The following is an 18,614-nucleotide window of genomic DNA, read 5'->3' on the forward strand; positions in this document are numbered from 1 at the left end:
GCTGTGCCTCAGGCGCCGACGGTGTTCAGCGACTGCTCGTAGGCCAGCAGGTCGCGCGCGCGGGCGGTGGCCTCGACCAGGGTCTGCACCTGTTCGATCGTGTGCAGCGCCGACAGCGTGATGCGCAGCCGCGCCCTGCCCTCGGGCACGGTCGGCGGGCGGATCGCACCGACCATGAAGCCGGACTGCTCCAGCGCGGTGGCCAGCGCCATGACCGTGGCCTCGTCGCCGCACAGCAGCGGCTGGATCGGCGTCTCCGAGGGCATCAGCTCCAGGCCGTTGCGGCGTGCGCCGTCGCGGAACGTCGCGATCAGTTCGGCCAGCTTCTCGCGGCGCCAGTGGTCGCGTCGCGCCAGTTTCACCGCGGCCAGCGATGCGGCGGCCTGCGCCGGCGGCAGCGCGGTGGTGTAGATGTACGGGCGTGCGGTTTCGGCCAGGTGCTGGATCAGGCTGTCCTCGCCCAGCACCACCGCGCCATGGCCGCCCAGCGCCTTGCCCAGGGTGGCCAGCTGCAGCGGCACTTCGTTCACGCCGAGCCCGGCATCGGCCACGCAGCCGCGGCCGTGTTCGCCGACCACGCCGATGCCGTGCGCGTCGTCCACGTAGAACAGCGCCTCCTGCATGCGCGCCACCAGCGACAGCGAGCGCAGCGGGGCGACATCGCCATCCATGCTGAACACGCCATCGGTGGCGAGCATGGCGGCGCCGTCGGCGGCGTTCTTCAGCTGGCGCATGGCGCCTTCGCTGTCCAGGTGCGGGTAGCGGCGCAGGCGGCAGCCGGCCAGGCGGGTGGCATCGAGCAGGCTGGCGTGGTTGAGGCGGTCCTGCACGCAGACGTCGCTCTCTTCGGACAGCAGCGCCTGCTGCACGGCGAGATTGGCCATGAAGCCGCTGTCGAACAGCAGCGCGCGCGGATAGCCGAGCCAGTCGGCCATCTCGTGCTCCAGCTGCTCGTGCAGCACGTGGTGGCCGCAGACCAGGTGCGATGCGGTGCTGCCGGCGCCTTCGCGGCCGGCGGCATCCTGCAGTGCGGCGACCACTTCGAACTGCTGCGACAGGCCCAGGTAATCGTTGCTGCAGAAGCCGGTGAGCCACTTGCCGCCGACTTCCAGGCGTACGCCGTCGCGGCGGCCGACACTGCGGCGCACGCGGATGCGCCCCTGCGCTTGGCGGAGCTTGCGCTGGTCCTGCAGGCGGGCGAGGAGGTCGGAGCGGGCCATGGCGTCAGTTCATGGACGGGTGGGCGGCTAGCGTAACCGGTTGCCGCTGCAACCGCTTGCGGCGCGGCCCGGCGGCGCACCGCACGGACCGCGGGCGCGGTGGGCTCAGGTCGTGGCCGCGCAGTGCGGGGCGATGTCCAGGTGCACGGTGCCGGGATGGTCGTGGTCACCGGCATCCACCTCCACCTGCATCGGCGAGATTCCCAGCCGCGCGAACAGCGCCTGGTCGCGCGCGGTGTCCGGGTTGCCGGTGGTCAGCAGCTTCTCGCCGTAGAAGATGGAATTGGCGCCAGCGGCGAAGCACAGCGCCTGCAGCTCGTCGCTCATGCTCTCGCGCCCGGCCGACAGCCGCACCATCGAGCGCGGCATGGTGATGCGCGCCACCGCGATCATGCGCACGAACTCGAACGGATCCAGCTCGGCGCTGCCATGCAGCGGCGTGCCGGCAACCTGCACCAGGCGGTTGATCGGCACCGAATCCGGGTGCGCCGGCAGGTTGGCCAGGGCCAGCAGCAGGCCGGCGCGGTGTTCGCGGGTCTCGCCCATGCCGACGATGCCGCCGCAGCAGGTCTTCAGCCCGGCGTTGCGCACGTGCTCGAGCGTGTCCAGCCGGTCCTGGTACTGGCGGGTGTGGATGATCGAGTCGTAATAGTCCGGCGCGGTGTCGAGGTTGTGGTTGTAGTAGTCCAGCCCGGCGTCCTTGAGCGCCTGCGCCTGGTGGCCTTCGAGCATGCCCAGGGTGGCGCAGGTCTCCAGTCCCAGCGCCTTCACCTCGCGGATCATCGCCGCCACCTTGGGGATGTCGCGGTCCTTGGGCGAGCGCCAGGCCGCGCCCATGCAGAAGCGCGAGGCGCCGGCCTGGCGGGCGGCACGGGCGCGGGCGACCACGCTGTCGGTGTCCATCAGTTTCTGCGCGTCCACGCCGGTGTCGTAGCGCTGCGCCTGGGGGCAGTAGGCACAGTCTTCCGGGCAGCCGCCGGTCTTGACCGACAGCAGGGTGGAGACCTGCACCTGTGCCGGGTCGAAATGTTCGCGGTGCACGCTGGCGGCGCGGAACAGCAGTTCGGGGAAGGGCAGGTCGAACAGCGCCAGCAGTTCCTCGCGGTTCCAGTCGTGGCGGATGACGGCGGACATGGGGGTTTCCTGACAGATCGGGCAACGGAAGCGGGGCAGTCTGGTGAGCATGCACTCGACTGTCAACAAATCGCTTGTCTATATGGTTTACAGGATGGGCGGGGCCTTGTCCGGCCTGCTGTTCCCGCCCACGTGCCTGGTCTGCGGCGAGCCGGGCCGGCCCGGGTGCGACCTGTGCGGCGCCTGTGCCGGCACCCTCCCGTGGCTGGAGAACGCGTGCCGTGGCTGCGCCCTGCCGCTGCCGGCCGCCGAGCCGGACGGGGCGCTGTGCGGCGCCTGCCACGGCGGCCGTTCGCCGCTGGCGGCGGTCCACGCCGCGCTGCTGTACGCCGCGCCGGTGGACGGGCTGCTGCAGCGCTTCAAGTTCCATGGCGACCTGGCCGCCGGGCGCCTGCTGGCGCAGTTGATGCACGCCCGGCTGGCGGCGGTGGCGCGGCCGCAGGCGCTGGTGCCGGTGCCGCTGCACCTGTCGCGCCTGCGCCGGCGCGGCTACGACCAGGCGCTGGAACTGGCGCGGCCGCTGGCCCGCGCGCTGCACCTGCCGCTGCGGGCCGGGCTGCAGCGCACCCGCGCCACCCGGGCGCAGTCGGAGCTGGACGCGCCGGCGCGGCGCCGCAACCTGCGCACGGCCTTTACCGCCCGCGGGCCGCTGCCGGCGCATGTGGCGCTGGTCGACGACGTGATGACCACCGGTGCCACCGTGCAGGCCGCGGCCCGTGCGCTGCGCCGGGCTGGCGTGGCGCGGGTCGATGCCTGGGTCTGCGCACGGGTGCCGTGAGCACGGCAGGGGGTATGCTCGGGTGACGGCTTCCCTCTGGATCAGCAAGGAGTGATGACATGAATGGCAACCCGGGTTTCCCTTCCGACACGCTGCTCGGTGCGCTGTCGCGGCGCTGGTGGGTGGTCCTGCTGTTCGGCCTGTTCGCGGTGGCCTTCGGCGTACTGGCGCTGATCGCGCCGGTGCGTACCGCGGCGGTGCTGGCCATGTGGCTGGGGGTGATGGCGATCGTCGAGGGCGTGGTGGCGCTGGCCGCGGCGGTCGGCGGTTCGGCGCCGGTATCGCGCGGCTGGACGGTGTTCTACGCGCTGGTGTCCATCGCCTTCGGCGTGCTCGCCCTGCTCAACCCGCTGGCCACGGCGAGCGTGCTGCTGCTGTTCGTGGCGGCGTGGCTGGTGGTCGGCGGCATCTACCGCATCGTCTTCGCCATCCGCGTGCGCAAGCACATCCGCGGCGAATGGCTGCTGATTGTCAGCGGCCTGCTGGCGGTGGTGCTGGGCGTGCTGTTCGCGCTCAACCCGCTGGGCGGGCTGATGGTCACGTCGCTGTGGATCGGCGCGATGGCGCTGGTCTACGGCGTGCTGCAGGTGGTGGTCGCGTTCCGCCTGCGCCGGCTGGGCCGGACCGCGGCCTGAGCCGGCGGCCCGGCTGTCGATGCGCACGGCCCGCCGGGGGCGGGCCGTGGCGTGTCAGTCCAGGTACTGGCTGGCGACGATGCCGGCGAACAGCGCGGCCCCGACCCAGTTGTTGTGCAGGAACGCGCGGAAGCAGGCCTGGCGCTCGCGCGTGCGGCATATCCAGAATTCCCAGGCCACCAGCGCCGCGGCCACGCCGAGGCCGGCCCAGTACGCCATGCCCAGCCCGGCACGCTGGCCGGCCAGCGCCATCGCCGCGAAGAACAGCACGTAGAGGATGCCCTGGATCACCAGGTCCAGGTCGCCGAACAGGATGGCGGTGGAGCGCGAGCCGACCTTGAGGTCGTCGTCGCGGTCGACCATCGCATACCAGGTGTCGTAGGCGGTGGACCACAGGATGTTGGCCGCATACAGCACCCAGCCCAGCGGCGGCACCTCGCCCTGCACCGCGGCGAAAGCCATCGGGATGCCCCAGCCGAAGGCCATGCCCAGGTAGACCTGCGGCAGGTGGGTATAGCGCTTCAGGTAGGGGTAGGTGGCGGCCAGGAACACGCCGACGAAACTCAGGCCGATGGTCAGCGCGTTGAGGGTCAGCACCAGCGCGAACGCGACCAGCATCAGCCCGGCGAACAGCGCCAGCGCCTGCCGCCCGGACACCGCGCCGGTGGCCAGCGGGCGGTCCTTGGTGCGCTTGACGTGCGGGTCCAGCCAGCGGTCGGCGTAGTCGTTGATCACGCAGCCGGCCGAACGGGTCAGCCACACGCCGGCGGTGAACACGAACAGCGTCCACGGTGCCGGCAGGCCGCCGGAGGCCAGCCACAGCGCCCACCACGTCGGCCACAGCAGCAGCAGGGTGCCGATCGGGCGGTCGGCGCGCATCAGTTTCCAGTAGCTGGCCAGCCGCGACGGTGCCGGCGTCGGCTGTTGTTGGTAGCGTTCGTAACCCATGCGCACAGGTTACCAGCCGGGCCCGGCGGTCCGTTGCCATGCGCCGGTGCGACAGGGGCAGACCTGCGCATGCATTTACCGTTAGAATGCGCCTCCGCCCGGCAGCGCCGGACGGTGGGGAGCCCCCGGCTCCCGCAGCGACACACAACGCGCCCGTAGCTCAGCCGGATAGAGTAGTGGCTTCCGAAGCCATTGGTCGGGGGTTCGAATCCCTCCGGGCGCGCCATCTTTCGATGTCGCTTCGTCGTGATTGCCGGCCTTCGCGCCCGGCGCTGCGGCATTCGATGCCGCGCACGCCAGTGGCGTGCATATCGCCGGCGTCATGGTGGCGCCCGCGATGGAATGCCTGCATGCGCCGCAAGAACTGCTAAACGCGACGTTTCCGGCTCCGCTATTCTTGCCGGCGTTCGACAGGCAGGACGCACCTTGAGCGCAACGGCAAAAGTGCTGTGGCACATCGAATGCCATGACGATGGCGCGCTGGCGCTGGCGGATATCGCCGCCGCGGTGGGGCTGTCGCCGTTCCATCTGTCCCGCGTGTTCCATGGCCGTACCGGTACCCCGTTGATGCGTTACCTGCGCGGCCGGCGGTTGACCCTGGCCGCGCGGCGCCTGGCCCAGGGCGGCGGCGACATCCTGCAGCTCGCGCTGGACAGCGGTTATTCCACGCATGCCGCCTTTACCCGCGCGTTCTGCGGCCAGTTCGGCAGCACCCCGGCGCAGGTGCGCGACCACGGGCTGGCGTCCCTCGCCCTGGTGGACGCGCTCAAGCTGGACGAGGCGGCCGCGGGCAACGGGATCGCGCTGTGGCGGGCCGCGCTGCCGGCATTCTCGGTCGCCGGCATCGGCCGCCGCCATACCTGCTTCAGCAACGGCGAAATCCCCGGCCAATGGCAACAGCTCGATCGCCAGTGGCCGCGGCCGGCACCGGTCAGCTACGGGGTCTGCATGAACCGCGACGGGGACGGGGCGTTCGATTACATCGCCGCGGTGCCGCTGGACCCGGCGCAGCCCCCGCCGCGCCACTGGCAGCGTGTCGACCTGCCGGCGATGCGCTACCTGGTGGCCTGGCACGCCGGCCACGTGTCCTCGATCCGCTCGACCTGGCGCTGGCTGCGCGAGCACTACCTGCCCACGGCGCGGATCGCGCTGGCCGACACGCCGGCATTCGAGCGCTACGACCGGCGCTTCGACGACCGCAGCGGCAACGGCGGCGTGGAGATATGGCTGCCGCTGGCTGAAATCCCGCAACGACCGGAGTGATCGATGTCCTTTTTCCACTCGGCCCTGGCGCTGGCGCTGGGCGCCCTGCAGCTCGCTCCCGCCCCGCCGCTGCCCAAGGCGGGCGAACGGACCGGCGTGGCCAGCTCGGCGACCGCCGCCATCCGCGATGCCGGGCAGCGCGATGCCCTGCGCTTCACGGTGTGGTATCCGACGCACACGGCACGTGCGGAAACGCCGCTGTCGATCGGCCCGCCCGACGCCCCGCTGTTCCAGGAGGCGGGGCGGGTCGAGGACGCACCGGTCAGCGGCGGGCGGCTTCCCACCCTGCTGCTGTCCCACGGCAATGGCGGAACGGCGCGGATGATGGGGTGGCTGGGAACGGCGCTGGCCCGCGCGGGCTACCTGGTGATTGCCGTCGACCACCCCGGGAACAACGGCATCGACCCGATGACCCTGGCCGGCAGCGTGCTCTCCTGGTTGCGCGCCGATGACCTGGCGACGGCACTGGCGGCGGTGCAGGCGGATCCGGTGCTCGGTGCGCATGTGGATACGGCGCGGCTCGGCCTGGTCGGGTACTCGGCCGGAGGGTTCACCGCGCTGGTTGCCGCCGGTGCGCGCCCGGACATGCCGCGCCTGGCGCGCTTCTGCGCCGCGCATCCCGACGATGGCGTGTGCCGCCCGCAGGACGAGTCGCCCACGCACACCCAGGCCGCCCGCGTGGCCGCGGCGGCCTCCCCGGAACTGGCGCCGCATGCCCGCCAGGCGGGCCAGTCCCGCGCGCTGCCCGGGGTGCGTGCGGCCTTCCTGCTGGCACCGGCGATCGTGCAGGCGTTCGACCCGGCGGAACTGGAGGCGCTGCAGCTCCCGCTGTCGATCATGGTGGGCACGGACGACGCGGTGGCCGCCCCTGCCAGCAACAGCGACGTGGCCGCGGCGCTGGCCGGCAACGCCGTGATCCGCCACCTCCCCGGCGTAGCCCACTACGACTTCCTGTCCGAGTGCACCCCGCTGGGAGCGGACCGGCTGCAGGGGCTGTGCCGGACCGCGGTCCCGAAGGCCGCCACGCATGCGGCGGCGGTGGACGAAGCCCTGCGTTTCTTCGGCGAAAAGCTGCGCTAGCCGGCGCCGGCCGCGTATCCGGCGCGGGCGGGCCCGGTACCGGCCACGGCACCGGGAAACAACGGCCCCGCCATCGCGCGGCGGGCCGCTTCCGGCACTGGCTGCGGTGCCCGTCTGGGTGTACAAATGTACACCCATGATTCCCGTCGACCTGCCACCGCAGCGCGCCGCCGTCCTTGCCTTCCTGCGCCGGGAGCTGGCGGCCGGGCGCGCACCCAGCCTGGCCGAGATCGCCGCGGCGTTCGGCTTTGCCTCGCGCAACGCCGCGCAGAAGCACGTGCAGGCGCTGCTGGCCGACGGCCTGCTGGAGCAGCTGCCGGGGCGCAAGCGCGGCCTGCGCCTGCCCGGTGGCGACGCCGACCTGCTGCCGCTGCCGGTGCTCGGGCGGGTGGCCGCGGGCCAGCCGATCGGGGCCGACATCGGCCTGGACCAGCAGTTCTGGCTGGACCGGCGGCTGTTCGCGCTGCGCCCGGACTACCTGCTGCGGGTGCAGGGCGATTCGATGATCGACGACGGCATCCTCGACGGCGACCTGGTCGGGGTGCAGCGCACGCCCGAGGCGCGCGACGGCCAGACCGTGGTGGCGCGCGTCGATGGCGAGCTGACCATCAAGCGCCTGCAGCGCGGGCCGCGGTGCATCCACCTGCTGCCGCGCAACCGCGCGCATGCGCCGATCGAGGTGCGGCCGGGCCAGGATTTCGCCATCGAAGGCGTTTACTGCGGGCTGGTACGCCCGGCTTGAATGGGCACCGTGGTCGCCCTCGACAGCCTGCTGGCGGCGCAGACGCTGTGGCACGCCGGGCGTGCCTCGGCCGCGGCGTTGGGCGAGCCCACCGGCCATGCCGCGCTCGATGCGCTGCTGCCGCAGGGTGGCTGGCCGCGGCATGCGCTGAGCGAACTGCTGTTGCCGGCCGATGGCGTGGGTGAGCTGGCGCTGCTGCTGCCCACGCTGGCGCGGCTGAGCCAGGCCGGCGCCACGGTGGCGGTGGTGGCGCCGCCCTATGTGCCCTACGCCCCGGCCTGGCAGGCCGCGGGCGTGGCGCTGGAACGGCTGGAGATCGTCCAGGCCACGCCACGCGATGCGCTGTGGGCGTTCGAGCAATGCCTGCGCAGTGGCGCCTGCGGAGCGGTGCTGGGCTGGCCGCGGCAGGCCGACGCGCAGGCGCTGCGCCGGCTGCAGGTGGCGGCCGACAGCGGCCAGTGCCTGGGCTTTGCCCTGCGCGACCGCCGCCATGCGGCCAATCCCTCGCCGGCCGCGCTGCGCCTGGAAGCGGTGCGCGACGCGCACGGCGGCAATGCCTGGCAGGTACGCAAGTGCCGCGGCGGCCCGGCGCCGGCGCGCGCCTTTGCCCTGGCCACGCGGTGAGGCGCGGCCATGCTCTGGGCCTGTGTACTGCTGCCGCAACTGGCGCTGGATGCCGTCCTGCGGCGATGCCCTGATCCGCAGGCGCCGCTGGCGCTGGTCAGTGGCCCGGCGCAGCTGCGCACCCTGCAGGCGGTCAACGCCGCCGCGGCCGCTGCCGGGGTACGGGCCGGCATGCGCCTGACCGCCGCGCATGCGCTGCTGCCCGGGTTGGCCCTGGTCGAACACGACCCGCAGGCTGAGGCGCGCTGGCAGCGCTTCCTGGCCGCCTGGGCCTACCGCCACAGTTCGCTGGTCAGCGCGCAGTGGCCCGGCTGCATCGTGCTGGAAGTACGCGCCAGCTTCGCCCTGCTCGGTCCGTGGCCGCGCATCGAGGCGCGGCTGCGCGAGGAACTGGCGCTGCTGGGTTTCAGCCACCGCATCGGGCTGGCGCCGACGCCGCGCGCCGCGCAGGTGCTGGCCGGCCTGCGCGACGGCCTGGCGGTGACCCAGCCGGCGGCGATGGCGACGCTGCTGGACCGCGTGCCGGTGGCGCGCGCGCGGCTGCCGGACGATGCCGGCGAGCGCCTGCGGCACATGGGTATCGGCGACCTGCGCACGCTGCGTGCGCTGCCGCGCGATGCGCTGCGCCGGCGTTTCGGCCTGCCGCTGCTCGACCACCTGGACCGGCTCTACGGACAGGCCGACGACCCGCTGGCGTATTACGCGCCGCCGGACCACTTCGACGCGCGGCTGGAGCTGGGCTACGAGGTCGAGAGCCACACCGCGCTGCTGTTCCCGCTGCGCCGCCTGGTCGGCGACCTGTGCACTTACCTGTCGGTGCGCGACGGCGGCGTGCAGCGCTTCGTGCTGCGACTGGAGCACGAGGAGGGCCACAGCGACGTGGCGGTGGGACTGCTGGCCGCCGAGCGCGAGCCGGCGCTGCTGTTCGAGCTGGTACGCAACCGCCTGGAGCAGGTGCGGCTCGAGCGGCCGGTGGTGGCGCTGCGCCTGCTGGCGCGGGAACTGCCGCCATTCGTGCCGGCCGCGCGCGACCTGTTCGATCCGCGTACGCGCCAGCAGCAGCCGTGGCCGCAGCTGCGCGAGCGGTTGCGCGCACGGCTGGGCGATACCGCGGTGCATCGCATCGCGCCGACCTGCGATCCGCGCCCGGAGCGTGCCTGGCGGCCGCTGCAGGGCGACGAGGCGCGCATCGGCGATGCCGCGCCGGGCCTGCCGCCGCGCCCGGCCTGGCTGCTGCCGCAGCCGGTGCCGCTGCGCGACCCGCGCCTGCGCATCGTGTCCGGCCCGGAACGGCTGGAAAGCGGCTGGTGGGACGGCGACGACGCGCGCCGCGATTACTACGTGCTGGAAACTTCGCAGGGCCAGCGCGCCTGGGCCTTCGCGCCGCCGGGTGAGCAGGGCGGCTGGATGCTGCACGGGTGGTTCGCATGAGCCGCCGCGAAGCCCGCGATTCGCATGCCGGCACGCGTGCGCCGCGCGCCTGGGAAGTGGCGCAGCGGCTGGGTGGCGAAGCCGCCAACGATGGCGCGCCCGGCGAGGACGACCTGCCCGCCTACGCCGAACTGCATTGCCTGTCGGATTTTTCCTTCCTGCGCGGTGCGGCCAGCGCCGAGCAGCTGTTCACGCGTGCGCGCGCCTGCGGCTACGAAGCGCTGGCGATCACCGACGAATGCTCGCTGGCCGGCATCGTGCGCGCCTGGGAGGCGGCACGCGCCAGCGGCGTGAAGCTGGTGGTCGGCAGCGAGTTCGCCCTGGGCTGCGGCCTGCGCTGCGTATTGCTGGTGGAAACCGCCGCCGGCTACACGCGGCTGTGCGAACTGATCAGCCGCGGCCGCCTGGCGGCCGGCAAGGGCACGTACCGGCTGGCACGCGCGGACGTGGAGTCGGTGCTGGGCGACGCCGGTGCCGAGGCCTCGGGCCTGTTCGCGTTGTGGCTGCCGGGCGCCGAGCCGCAGGCGGAACAGGGGCGCTGGCTGCAGGCCGTGTTCGGCGCACGCGCGCACCTGGCGGTGGAACTGCACCGCGAACAGGACGATGCCGCGCGCCTGCAGCGGTTGCTGGCGCTGGCCGATGCGCTGGCGATGACGCCGCTGGCCAGCGGCGACGTGCACATGGACGTGCGCCGCCGGCGCATGCTGCAGGACACGATGACCGCCATCCGCCACAACCTGGCGCTGGCCGAATGCGGCGCGCACCTGTTCCGCAATGGCGAGCGCCACCTGCGCACCCGCCGCGCGCTGGGCAACATCCACCCGCCGGCACTGCTGGACAACGCGGTGCGGCTGGCGCGCCGCTGTAGTTTCGACATGGATCAACTGCGCTACGCGTACCCGACCGAACTGGTGCCTGCCGGGCACACGCCCAGCAGCTGGCTGCGCGAACTGACCGGGCGCGGCATGCGCGAGCGCTGGCCGCAGGGAACGCCGGCCGACGTCGTGCGCCAGATCGAGGACGAGCTGGAGCTGATCGCCTACAAGCAGTACGAGGCGTTCTTCCTGACCGTGCAGGACATCGTGCGCTTCGCCAGGGAGCGCGACATCCTGTGCCAGGGCCGGGGTTCGTCGGCCAATTCGGCGGTGTGCTTCGCGCTGGGCATCACCGTGGTGGACCCGGCCGAAAGCCGGCTGCTGATGGCCCGCTTCCTGTCGCGCGAACGCGACGAGCCACCGGACATCGACGTGGACTTCGAGCACGAGCGGCGCGAGGAAGTGCTGCAGTACGTCTACGCCAAGTACGGCCGCCACCGCGCCGCTTTGGCGGCCACCGTGATCCGCTACCGCGGCAAGAGCGCGGTGCGCGACGTGGCCCGTGCCTTCGGCCTGCCGCCGGACCAGATCGCGCTGCTGGCCGGATGCCATGGCTGGGGCAATGGCGAGGTGCCGATGGCGCAGCGGCTGCGCGAGACCGGCTTCGACCCGGACAACCCGCTGATCCGGCGGCTGATGGCGATCACCGCGCAGTTGAACGGCCACCCGCGCCACCTGTCGCAGCACGTGGGCGGTTTCGTCATCAGCGATGCGCCGCTGTCCACCGTGGTGCCGGTGGAGAACGCGGCCATGGACGGGCGCACCATCATCCAGTGGGACAAGGACGACCTGGAAACGATGAAGCTGCTCAAGGTCGACTGCCTGGCGCTGGGCATGCTCACCTGCATCCGCAAGGCGCTGGACCTGGTGGAGCGCCACCGCGGCCAGCGCATCGACCTGGCACGGTTGCCGGCCGGCGACGAGCCGACCTACGCCATGATCCAGGCCGCCGACACCGTGGGCGTGTTCCAGATCGAATCGCGCGCGCAGATGAGCATGCTGCCGCGGCTGAAACCGGCGTGCTTCTACGACCTGGTGATCGAGGTGGCGATCGTGCGCCCGGGGCCGATCCAGGGCGGCATGGTGCATCCGTACCTGCGCCGGCGACAGGGCAGGGAGGAGGCCACCTGTCCCGAGGCGTTGCGGGAAATCCTCGGGCGCACCTGCGGCATTCCGCTGTTCCAGGAACAGGTGATGGAGCTTGTCATCATCGCCGCCAGGTACAGCCCCGGTGAAGCCGATGGCCTGCGTCGTTCGATGGCGGCCTGGGGCCGCGGCGGGGACATGGAGCCGCATCGCGTCCGCATCCGCGAACGGATGCAGGCCAACGGCTACTCCGACGAATTCATCGACCAGATCTTCGAGCAGATCAAGGGGTTCGGCTCCTACGGCTTCCCGCAGAGCCATGCCGCCTCGTTCGCCAAGCTGGTCTACATCAGCAGCTGGCTCAAGCGCCATGAACCGGCGGCCTTCGCCTGTGCGCTGCTCAACGCGCAGCCGATGGGCTTTTATTCGCCCAGCGAGATCGTCCAGGACGCGCGCCGCGACGGTCACGGCGGACGCCGCGCGGTGGAGGTGCGGCCGGTGGACGTGACCTGCAGCGACCGGGACAACACCTTGGAAGGCGGGCGGGCACGCTGTGGCCCGGATGACGACCACGGCCAGCCCGCCATCCGCCTGGGCCTGCGCCAGGTGGCCGGGTTGCCTGAAAGCGCGGCGCTGGCCATCGTCGCCGCGCGTGCCAGGCGCCCGTTCGCCGACGTGCGCGACCTGTGCCTGCGCGCCGGCCTGGACGAGCGGGCGCGGCGCGCGCTGGCCGAAGCCGGCGCCCTGCAGACACTGGCCGGGCACCGCCACGCCGCACGCTGGGAAGTGGCCGGCATCGAACGGCAGCGGCCGCTGCTGCCTGGCAGCCCCGACGAGGAGTCCGTGGCGTTGCCGGCGCCTTCGGCCGGCGAGGAGGTGCTGGCCGATTACCGGGTGCTCGGCCTCACCCTCGGCGAGCATCCGCTGTCGCTGCTGCGCGCGCGGCTGCAGCGCGAGCGCGTGCTCGACATCGCCCAGGTCCGGCAACTGCCGCACGGGCGCGGTGCCCACGTGGCCGGCATCGTGGTGCAGCGGCAGCGTCCGGGCACGGCCAAGGGCACGGTGTTCGTCACCCTCGAGGACGAGCATGGCCCGCTCAACGTCGTGGTCTGGCAGGACCTGGCTGCGCGCCGGCGCAAGGTACTGCTGGGTGCGCGGCTGATGGCGGTGCGCGGGCGCTGGGAACAGGTCGATGGGGTGCAGCACCTGGTCGCCCGTGACCTGCACGACCTCAGCCACCTGCTGGGCGACCTGCAGACCCAATCGCGGGATTTCCACTAGCGCGGTGCATCGGCGCCGTGCCGCGGCACTGGCCCGCGGCAGGCGATGCACTGCCTTCGCGGCGCCCGGCAATGCCGCTGCTCACACCCGGCGCACTGGCGTGCCGCAGTCGTCCGCCGTCGCCTCCGTTCAATCACCCGCCAGCAGAGCGCGGGCGTGAGCGCCGGGCCTCCCGTGTCACTGCCAATCGGACAGTGCGATCTTCAGTTCCGCGGCGAAGCCCTTGGTCGAAGACACCGGTACCGTGAACACGCGCGGCGACTGCTGGCTGATGCCGATCGCCCTGTCGCTGGCGCTGTCCAGTTCGGCCTGCGTCTTGGGGCCGCCGGCCCACTGGTCGTCGCCCCAGACATAGCGCAGCCGCCAGCCATCGCCATCGGGCCGGGCGAACAGCACCAGCGTGTTGCGGAACAGGTATTCGCCGGGAATATGGTTCTTCAGGAACAGCGCGCCATCGACCTCATAGCCGGCGTTGCACACCGCCAGCTCGATCGAGAACGCGACCTCGCTGCCGGCGGTGATGCGGCGGCTGTCCAGGAACACCGAGAACAGCACCGGCGCGCGCGCATCGCGGCGCACGTTGCCATCGGCGTCGAAGATGTCGCCGTATTCGCGGCGCACCGCCGATTCGTTGGCCTGGGTGCGCGCGGTGAGCTGGTAGGTATAGGCGCCGCGCGGCGCCACCGTGGCCTCGATGTAATACGAGGAGCGCACCTGCCTGCCGCGCCGGCGCGCGGCCTCGACCTCCGGTGGCAGCGCCAGCGCGGTGATGTCCAGCTGCGCGGTGGCGCAGATGTCGCCGAACAGGAAGCGCGACAGGTTCTGGTACCCCTCCTCGGAATTGACGATGCCGAAATAGCCGCTGTGGCTGCGGTTGACGAACGCGCGCGGCGCGCCGTCCACCCAGGCGTTGGCGATGCGCACCAGGCCGTCGCTGAGCGCGCCGACCGCGAACGAGGACAGGCCGCGCGCCACCGCGTAGTCGCGGCTGTTGGTGCCGACCAGGCAGAACATGCGCTCGGGCGGGAAGCCGGAATCGCCCAGGGTGTTGACCTTGTCCCTGGGGACCTTCAGGTAGCGCGCCATGTTGCCGCGGTTGAAGTTGTTCATGTCGTTGATCGACAGCAGGTCGGGCACGTTGATGCCGGCGACGTCGATGCCGTTGTGCGGGGTGGCGTAGGTGAACACCTTGTCCACCAGCGTGCGCGCCTCGGCGCTGGCCACCTCCGGGTTCTGCAGCAGGCAGCGGCAGATCAGCCCGCCCATCGAGTGCGCCACCAGGTACACGCGGAAGTCGCGGCGCTGGCTGGCGTTGTTGCCGCACACGCTGTCGCGCAGCTCCAGGATGCGCCGGCCCAGGCTGGCCGCGGCCTCGGTGATCGACGGCGCCTTGCCGTCGCCGAACGCGGGGTCGGCCACGTCGTAGTAGCGGTGGATGACGATGCTGCGCGGGGCGATGCCGCTGCGCAGCTCGGCGCCGCTGTCATAGACGTCGCGGTAGCCGTAGTCCTTCATCAGCCGCACCAGCGGCGACTCGAACACGAACTTCACCACCGAGCCGTCCTGGGCCTGGCGGATCTTGGTGGAGCCGGCCTCCAGTCCCATGAACGGCGTGGAGGTGGTCTCGACGATCTCCGCGCGGGTCATGGCATAGCCGCGCACGTAGATGATCGGGAAGAAAGGGCGCTGAATCCTGTCCATGTCCGGCTCCACGGGAAGGGAGGACAATGCTCGATCATTGTCGTCGCATCCGCGGCGACCGGGGGGCGGGCCTGGGAGGTGCAGGTGGTCGGGACCCGTAGTGCGGTGCGGGGTGGGTGGCAGGTAAACGCCATCACCGAGTCCATTGAATTCCCCGAAGCCCGGCGTTACGCCGTCATGGCAGCAGATCCGGAATGCCCATTGACAGCAAAGTCGCATGCTTCAATCAAGCGGGTATGTGTGTGCAGGAAGAGGGCGCCTATACCGACGTCACCCCGGTTTTGAGTAGCACGGAAATCCGGAGTCCAATTCCCAACGAGATGGAAATTGGACGCGAAGAAGCGCTTTGCCGAAGAGCAGATCATCGACTTCCTGCGTGAGGCTGAAGCGGGCGCGGCGGTGTAGGATCTGTGCCGACGGCATGGGTTTTCGGCATTGTTGGTTTGTGGCTGGGCAATGGTGAGCAATCACTCCAATTACAACTGCGGATGCGGTACGTGACGAAATTCCTTATATGCATGGTGGCCGCTGCTTCTGCTTTCCTGTTCGTTCCCACGAGATGGATTCTCGTTCGTAATCTGAAGAGGAAGAGGCCCGATCTGTGGCATGGATTTGGCTCTCCTGGGAAATTTGAAAGAGATAATTTTCTAAGGAGATATCCCTGCAGAGGGGCAGGGAGGTTTACAGAGTCGCTGGCCGCACTGGTCGAGCCTTGTTGCTGATTTATGCCCTGCTGCATGCCACATTCATTTCTTTTGCTGGCATTGCTTTACTTGTCTGATCTGTTGCTAATGCAATAGATGAATATCTCTGTTTCCAGATTGATCCCGATATCGATGCGTCGCGACAGATGTGAGACGTGAGACGTGAGATGTGAGCGGCAAGCATCGATTCATCCTTCCGTAGCTTCGGGAAAGGCCAAATGAACGTGTTGAAAGCTGGCGGGATGGTGATAGCACTCCTTGCAGTTTCTTGTGCTTCGGCAGAAACCGTTGCGCCGCATTGCCCTGCTGTAGACGTGCGACATGCGGGAGAGAGCGTTGATCCGGCAGGATTGCGCGTTGCTGTTTTCAGCGCCGTCAATCGAGGTGAGGCCTCTATTGAGTTTCCTCTTGAAAGCAGGTCAACAAACATCATTCATGGACGATACGCCTCAACGGAACAGCGTGTTTTGAATGATGGCGTTTGGAAGGAATACAGTCCGAACTTGGATGAGATGCTGGCTCCAACGAGAACCATGATCATAGCCCCTGGCGAGGAAGCGGAGTTTTGGTTTGATGTAAATGGACTTCTTCTGAGCGATAGACGTCCTGAGATGGAATACTCGGTAGTCGTTAGAGCCGTATCCGGCTGCGTTTATAGGTCTTTGCCGTTCAATCCGTCGAAATAACCTTCCTGCCTCATTCTCTGGTTGTTCATGACGCACGAGGCCCGCATCGCTGCGGGCCTCGTCGTTTGCGGTGCTGGTGACTATCCCTGCGCGCTGCGTGTGCGATTACGGCATCGATCCTCTGCACGACCATGTGCTGCTTGGTGATGGGCGGCGCCTCGATCTGTTCGATCTGTTGCCTGGTCTTCTCCTGTGGCCCGCGCTCCTTCGGTGCGGTTGCGATGGGCGCCGGGTCGTGCGCTATCCACCAGCCTTCCCGACGCAACAGCACGAAGATCCTCCAGAAACCGTAGCGGACCCGAGCGGCGGCAATCTCCTCGATCCGTCGAAGCAGTGGCGCAACACCGTTCTCCCGGGGCTGGTAGTACCACGCCGAGCGGCTCCGCCGGACAACCTCGCGGGCGCGGCGCACGCCGACGCGGTAACGATCGATCAAATGGCCCACGGGCTTCTTGCGCGGGTGGGCCTAAGAGCTTCATTGACAGCACGTCCTGCACCATGACCTTGTCCAGGCTCAGATCGGCAACCCGTTGCTTGAGCGTGCGGTTCCCCTCCTTGAGTTGGCGAAGCCGGCGTAGCTCGGCCACGCCTAGTCCGCCGTACTTCTTGCGCCAAGCGTAGAACGTGGCTTGGGTGATTCCCGTCTTGCGGCAGATCTCCTCCACGGTCGTACCGCTCTCGGCCTGCCTCAGGGCGAGAGCGATCTGCTCTTCGGTGAACTTCGACTTCTTCATGGCGACGGGCCTCTTTGCGGCCTGAGTGTCGCCGAATCTTCTACCTATAGCGGATCAGAATTACAGGGAGGAGGTCGGCATGGCGTTCGCCTTTGATCTGCGACATCCAGGTCAGTGATATGACAATACTACGGGTTTGAATTACAACTACTTCCGCGATTACGACCACAGCACCGGGCGCTATGTCCAGAGTGACCCGATTGGGTTGGAAGGTGGGATCAGCACGTATGCCTGTGTCGGTGGGAATCCGCCAGGCGCGGTTGATCTGCTTGGATTGGCCCGGATTGATCTTGGTGGCAACTACACAGGGCGAGTTTATACTTTAAACTATGGAGGAAACGCGTCATTTGAGATTTACGTTTACGATCCCAGAGGAGCCGAGGTGGGTGTTTATGGTCCCGATGGGTGGATTAATAAGCATGGGCGCAGAGGTGCTCCGAGAGGTCTTCCGGATGGCGTAGAAGCTCAATGCAAGACTGTTTCGGATGACTACCTTCATCGAACTGGCTTGGCTGCTAGAAGGGCGTCGAAGGGGGCTTCACGGCTCAAGTCATTTTTCAAGGGGTGGCCGCTTATAGGGCCGATGATTGAAATGACTACCCCTAGTTGTGATCTCTCAGTAGGTTGTTCATCCGGGGCATCGCTGGAAGATGGGGGTTACGACACCAACCCAGCCCCCAGGAGCCCCGGATGAACCTGCATAAACATGCCCGTTTGACGCCTCGCGGTCGAGCCCTGCTTGTGGAGCGCATCCTCGTGCAGGGCCTGCGCATCGAAGAGGCCGCCCACGCGGCCGGCGTGAGCGTGCGCACGGCCTACAAGTGGCTCAAGCGATACCGGGAGGAAGGCCCTACGGGTCTGGTTGACCGCAGCTCCCGGCCGCAGACCTGCCCCCATGCCACGCCGCCGGCCATCGTGGCGCAGGTGCTGGAGCAGCGTCGCTCGCGCCGGACCTATCGCCAGATCGCCCAGCGGCTGCCCGTGGCGCCCAGCACCATCGCCCGGTTGCTGCGCCGTGCCGGGCTGCATCGCCTGGCCGAACTGGAACCGGCGCTGCCGGAGAACCGCTACGAGTACGCCCGGCCCGGCCAACTGCTGCATCTGGACATCAAGAAGCTGGGGCGAATCGGTTCGCCGGGCCACCGTGTGACCGGCGACCGCTCGCACCGGCACCGGGGCATTGGCTGGGACTATATCCACCTGGCCATCGACGATCACTCGCGCGTGGCGTTTGGCTCCATCGAGCCTAACGAGCGTGGGAGCAGCGCCAGCAGGGCCTTGCTGCAGGCACTGCGCTACTACCGGCAGTTGGGTGTGCGCTTCGAGCGGGTCCTGACCGACAATGGGGCTTGCTACAGATCGCGCCGATTCCGCCGCCTGCTCCGCCGGCTCGGCCTGCGCCACCTGCGCACACGGCCCTATACGCCTCGTACCAACGGCAAGGCCGAGCGCCTGGTGCAGACCAGCCTGCGCGAGTGGGCCTATGCCCGCGCCTACGACAACTCCGTGCAGCGGGCCGGCGCCCTCCATGACTGGCTGCACCACTACAACTGGCACCGGCTCCACGCCAGCCTAGGCTACAAGCCGCCCATCTCCCGAATCCCGCTGAACAACGTACTGGGTTTACACACCTAGTCCAAACCTAATTTGCGACCAAATTCCGGACTATCCGGGCTGCGAGGCAATGTGATA

The 18,614-nt window shown here is 69.5% G+C and carries 15 protein-coding genes, 1 tRNA gene and 3 pseudogenes; 13 read left to right on the plus strand and 6 right to left on the minus strand.

The features are described 5' to 3' along the window. Positions 1 to 8: 8 nt before the first annotated feature. Positions 9 to 1,220 (minus strand): 8-amino-7-oxononanoate synthase, encoded by a 1,212-nt coding sequence (bioF, locus tag F0P95_RS04565; protein ID WP_182335854.1) that lies wholly within the window; start codon positions 1,218 to 1,220, stop codon positions 9 to 11. Between the two features lie 105 nt (positions 1,221 to 1,325). Then, a complete protein-coding gene (gene bioB / locus F0P95_RS04570; protein WP_182335855.1) occupies positions 1,326 to 2,354 on the minus strand; it encodes a biotin synthase BioB in 1,029 nt (342 codons plus the stop codon). Between the two features lie 49 nt (positions 2,355 to 2,403). On the opposite strand from bioB, the gene F0P95_RS04575 reads away from it, so the two are divergent. Together F0P95_RS04575 and F0P95_RS04580 are read left to right on the plus strand one after the other, a co-directional pair. Continuing rightward, the gene (locus F0P95_RS04575; protein ID WP_182335856.1) at positions 2,404 to 3,132 is read left to right on the plus strand and encodes a ComF family protein; all 729 of its coding nucleotides are present in this window, start codon (positions 2,404 to 2,406) and stop codon (positions 3,130 to 3,132) included. 59 nt (positions 3,133 to 3,191) lie between these two features. Further along, complete coding sequence (locus F0P95_RS04580; protein WP_182335857.1) at positions 3,192 to 3,767, plus strand: HdeD family acid-resistance protein; 576 nt, start codon at positions 3,192 to 3,194, stop codon at positions 3,765 to 3,767. 54 nt (positions 3,768 to 3,821) lie between these two features. Here the strand turns inward: F0P95_RS04580 and ubiA are convergent, their stop codons facing one another. Next, positions 3,822 to 4,715, minus strand: coding sequence for a 4-hydroxybenzoate octaprenyltransferase (ubiA, locus tag F0P95_RS04585; RefSeq protein ID WP_182335858.1), 894 nt, complete (start codon positions 4,713 to 4,715; stop codon positions 3,822 to 3,824). A 149-nt stretch (positions 4,716 to 4,864) separates the two neighbouring features. On the opposite strand from ubiA, the gene F0P95_RS04590 reads away from it, so the two are divergent. From F0P95_RS04590 to F0P95_RS04620, 7 genes are all read left to right on the plus strand, one after another. After that, positions 4,865 to 4,941: transfer RNA gene (locus tag F0P95_RS04590), tRNA-Arg, on the plus strand. A 200-nt stretch (positions 4,942 to 5,141) separates the two neighbouring features. Continuing rightward, positions 5,142 to 5,978 carry an AraC family transcriptional regulator gene (locus F0P95_RS04595; RefSeq protein WP_182335859.1) on the plus strand — a complete coding sequence of 279 codons (837 nt, stop codon included), beginning with the start codon at positions 5,142 to 5,144 and terminating at the stop codon, positions 5,976 to 5,978. A 3-nt stretch (positions 5,979 to 5,981) separates the two neighbouring features. Continuing rightward, positions 5,982 to 7,058, plus strand: coding sequence for an alpha/beta hydrolase family protein (locus F0P95_RS04600; protein ID WP_182335860.1), 1,077 nt, complete (start codon positions 5,982 to 5,984; stop codon positions 7,056 to 7,058). Positions 7,059 to 7,194: 136 nt separating this feature from the next. Beyond that, entirely contained in the window at positions 7,195 to 7,800 is a 606-nt protein-coding gene (gene lexA, locus F0P95_RS04605) for a transcriptional repressor LexA (RefSeq protein ID WP_182335861.1), read from the plus strand. Then, positions 7,801 to 8,424: a translesion DNA synthesis-associated protein ImuA gene (imuA, locus tag F0P95_RS04610; RefSeq protein WP_182335862.1), complete on the plus strand. Its 624-nt coding sequence runs from the start codon at positions 7,801 to 7,803 to the stop codon at positions 8,422 to 8,424. A gap of 9 nt (positions 8,425 to 8,433) precedes the next feature. Continuing rightward, positions 8,434 to 9,855: a Y-family DNA polymerase gene (locus F0P95_RS04615; RefSeq protein WP_182335863.1), complete on the plus strand. Its 1,422-nt coding sequence runs from the start codon at positions 8,434 to 8,436 to the stop codon at positions 9,853 to 9,855. After that, complete coding sequence (locus tag F0P95_RS04620) at positions 9,852 to 13,097, plus strand: error-prone DNA polymerase (RefSeq protein ID WP_182335864.1); 3,246 nt, start codon at positions 9,852 to 9,854, stop codon at positions 13,095 to 13,097. The genes F0P95_RS04615 and F0P95_RS04620 overlap by 4 nt, the downstream gene beginning before the upstream one ends. Positions 13,098 to 13,274: 177 nt before the next feature. Here F0P95_RS04620 and F0P95_RS04625 read toward each other — a convergent pair whose 3' ends face one another. Beyond that, positions 13,275 to 14,798, minus strand: a complete 1,524-nt coding sequence (locus F0P95_RS04625; protein ID WP_182335865.1) for an esterase/lipase family protein — start codon at positions 14,796 to 14,798, stop codon at positions 13,275 to 13,277. Between the two features lie 327 nt (positions 14,799 to 15,125). Between F0P95_RS04625 and F0P95_RS17785 the strand changes: the two are divergent. Further along, positions 15,126 to 15,200, plus strand: a pseudogene (locus tag F0P95_RS17785) (transposase); the annotation flags it as partial. Between the two features lie 520 nt (positions 15,201 to 15,720). Further along, complete coding sequence (locus F0P95_RS04630; protein WP_182335866.1) at positions 15,721 to 16,188, plus strand: hypothetical protein; 468 nt, start codon at positions 15,721 to 15,723, stop codon at positions 16,186 to 16,188. A gap of 25 nt (positions 16,189 to 16,213) precedes the next feature. Here the strand turns inward: F0P95_RS04630 and F0P95_RS17790 are convergent, their stop codons facing one another. Both F0P95_RS17790 and F0P95_RS17795 read right to left on the minus strand, forming a co-directional pair. Then, positions 16,214 to 16,633, minus strand: a complete 420-nt coding sequence (locus F0P95_RS17790; protein ID WP_425515946.1) for a hypothetical protein — start codon at positions 16,631 to 16,633, stop codon at positions 16,214 to 16,216. 13 nt (positions 16,634 to 16,646) lie between these two features. Continuing rightward, positions 16,647 to 16,922, minus strand: a pseudogene (locus F0P95_RS17795) (transposase); the annotation flags it as partial. Positions 16,923 to 17,052: 130 nt separating this feature from the next. Between F0P95_RS17795 and F0P95_RS17800 the strand changes: the two are divergent. Further along, positions 17,053 to 17,616: pseudogene (locus tag F0P95_RS17800) on the plus strand (RHS repeat-associated core domain-containing protein); the annotation flags it as partial. Beyond that, positions 17,613 to 18,557, plus strand: a complete 945-nt coding sequence (locus F0P95_RS04645; protein ID WP_182335868.1) for an IS481 family transposase — start codon at positions 17,613 to 17,615, stop codon at positions 18,555 to 18,557. The pseudogene F0P95_RS17800 and the gene F0P95_RS04645, both read left to right, overlap by 4 nt. The last annotated feature ends 57 nt before the right edge of the window (positions 18,558 to 18,614 follow it).

The sequence above is a fragment of the Stenotrophomonas acidaminiphila genome, from assembly GCF_014109845.1.
In the GTDB taxonomy this organism is placed as follows: domain Bacteria; phylum Pseudomonadota; class Gammaproteobacteria; order Xanthomonadales; family Xanthomonadaceae; genus Stenotrophomonas; species Stenotrophomonas acidaminiphila.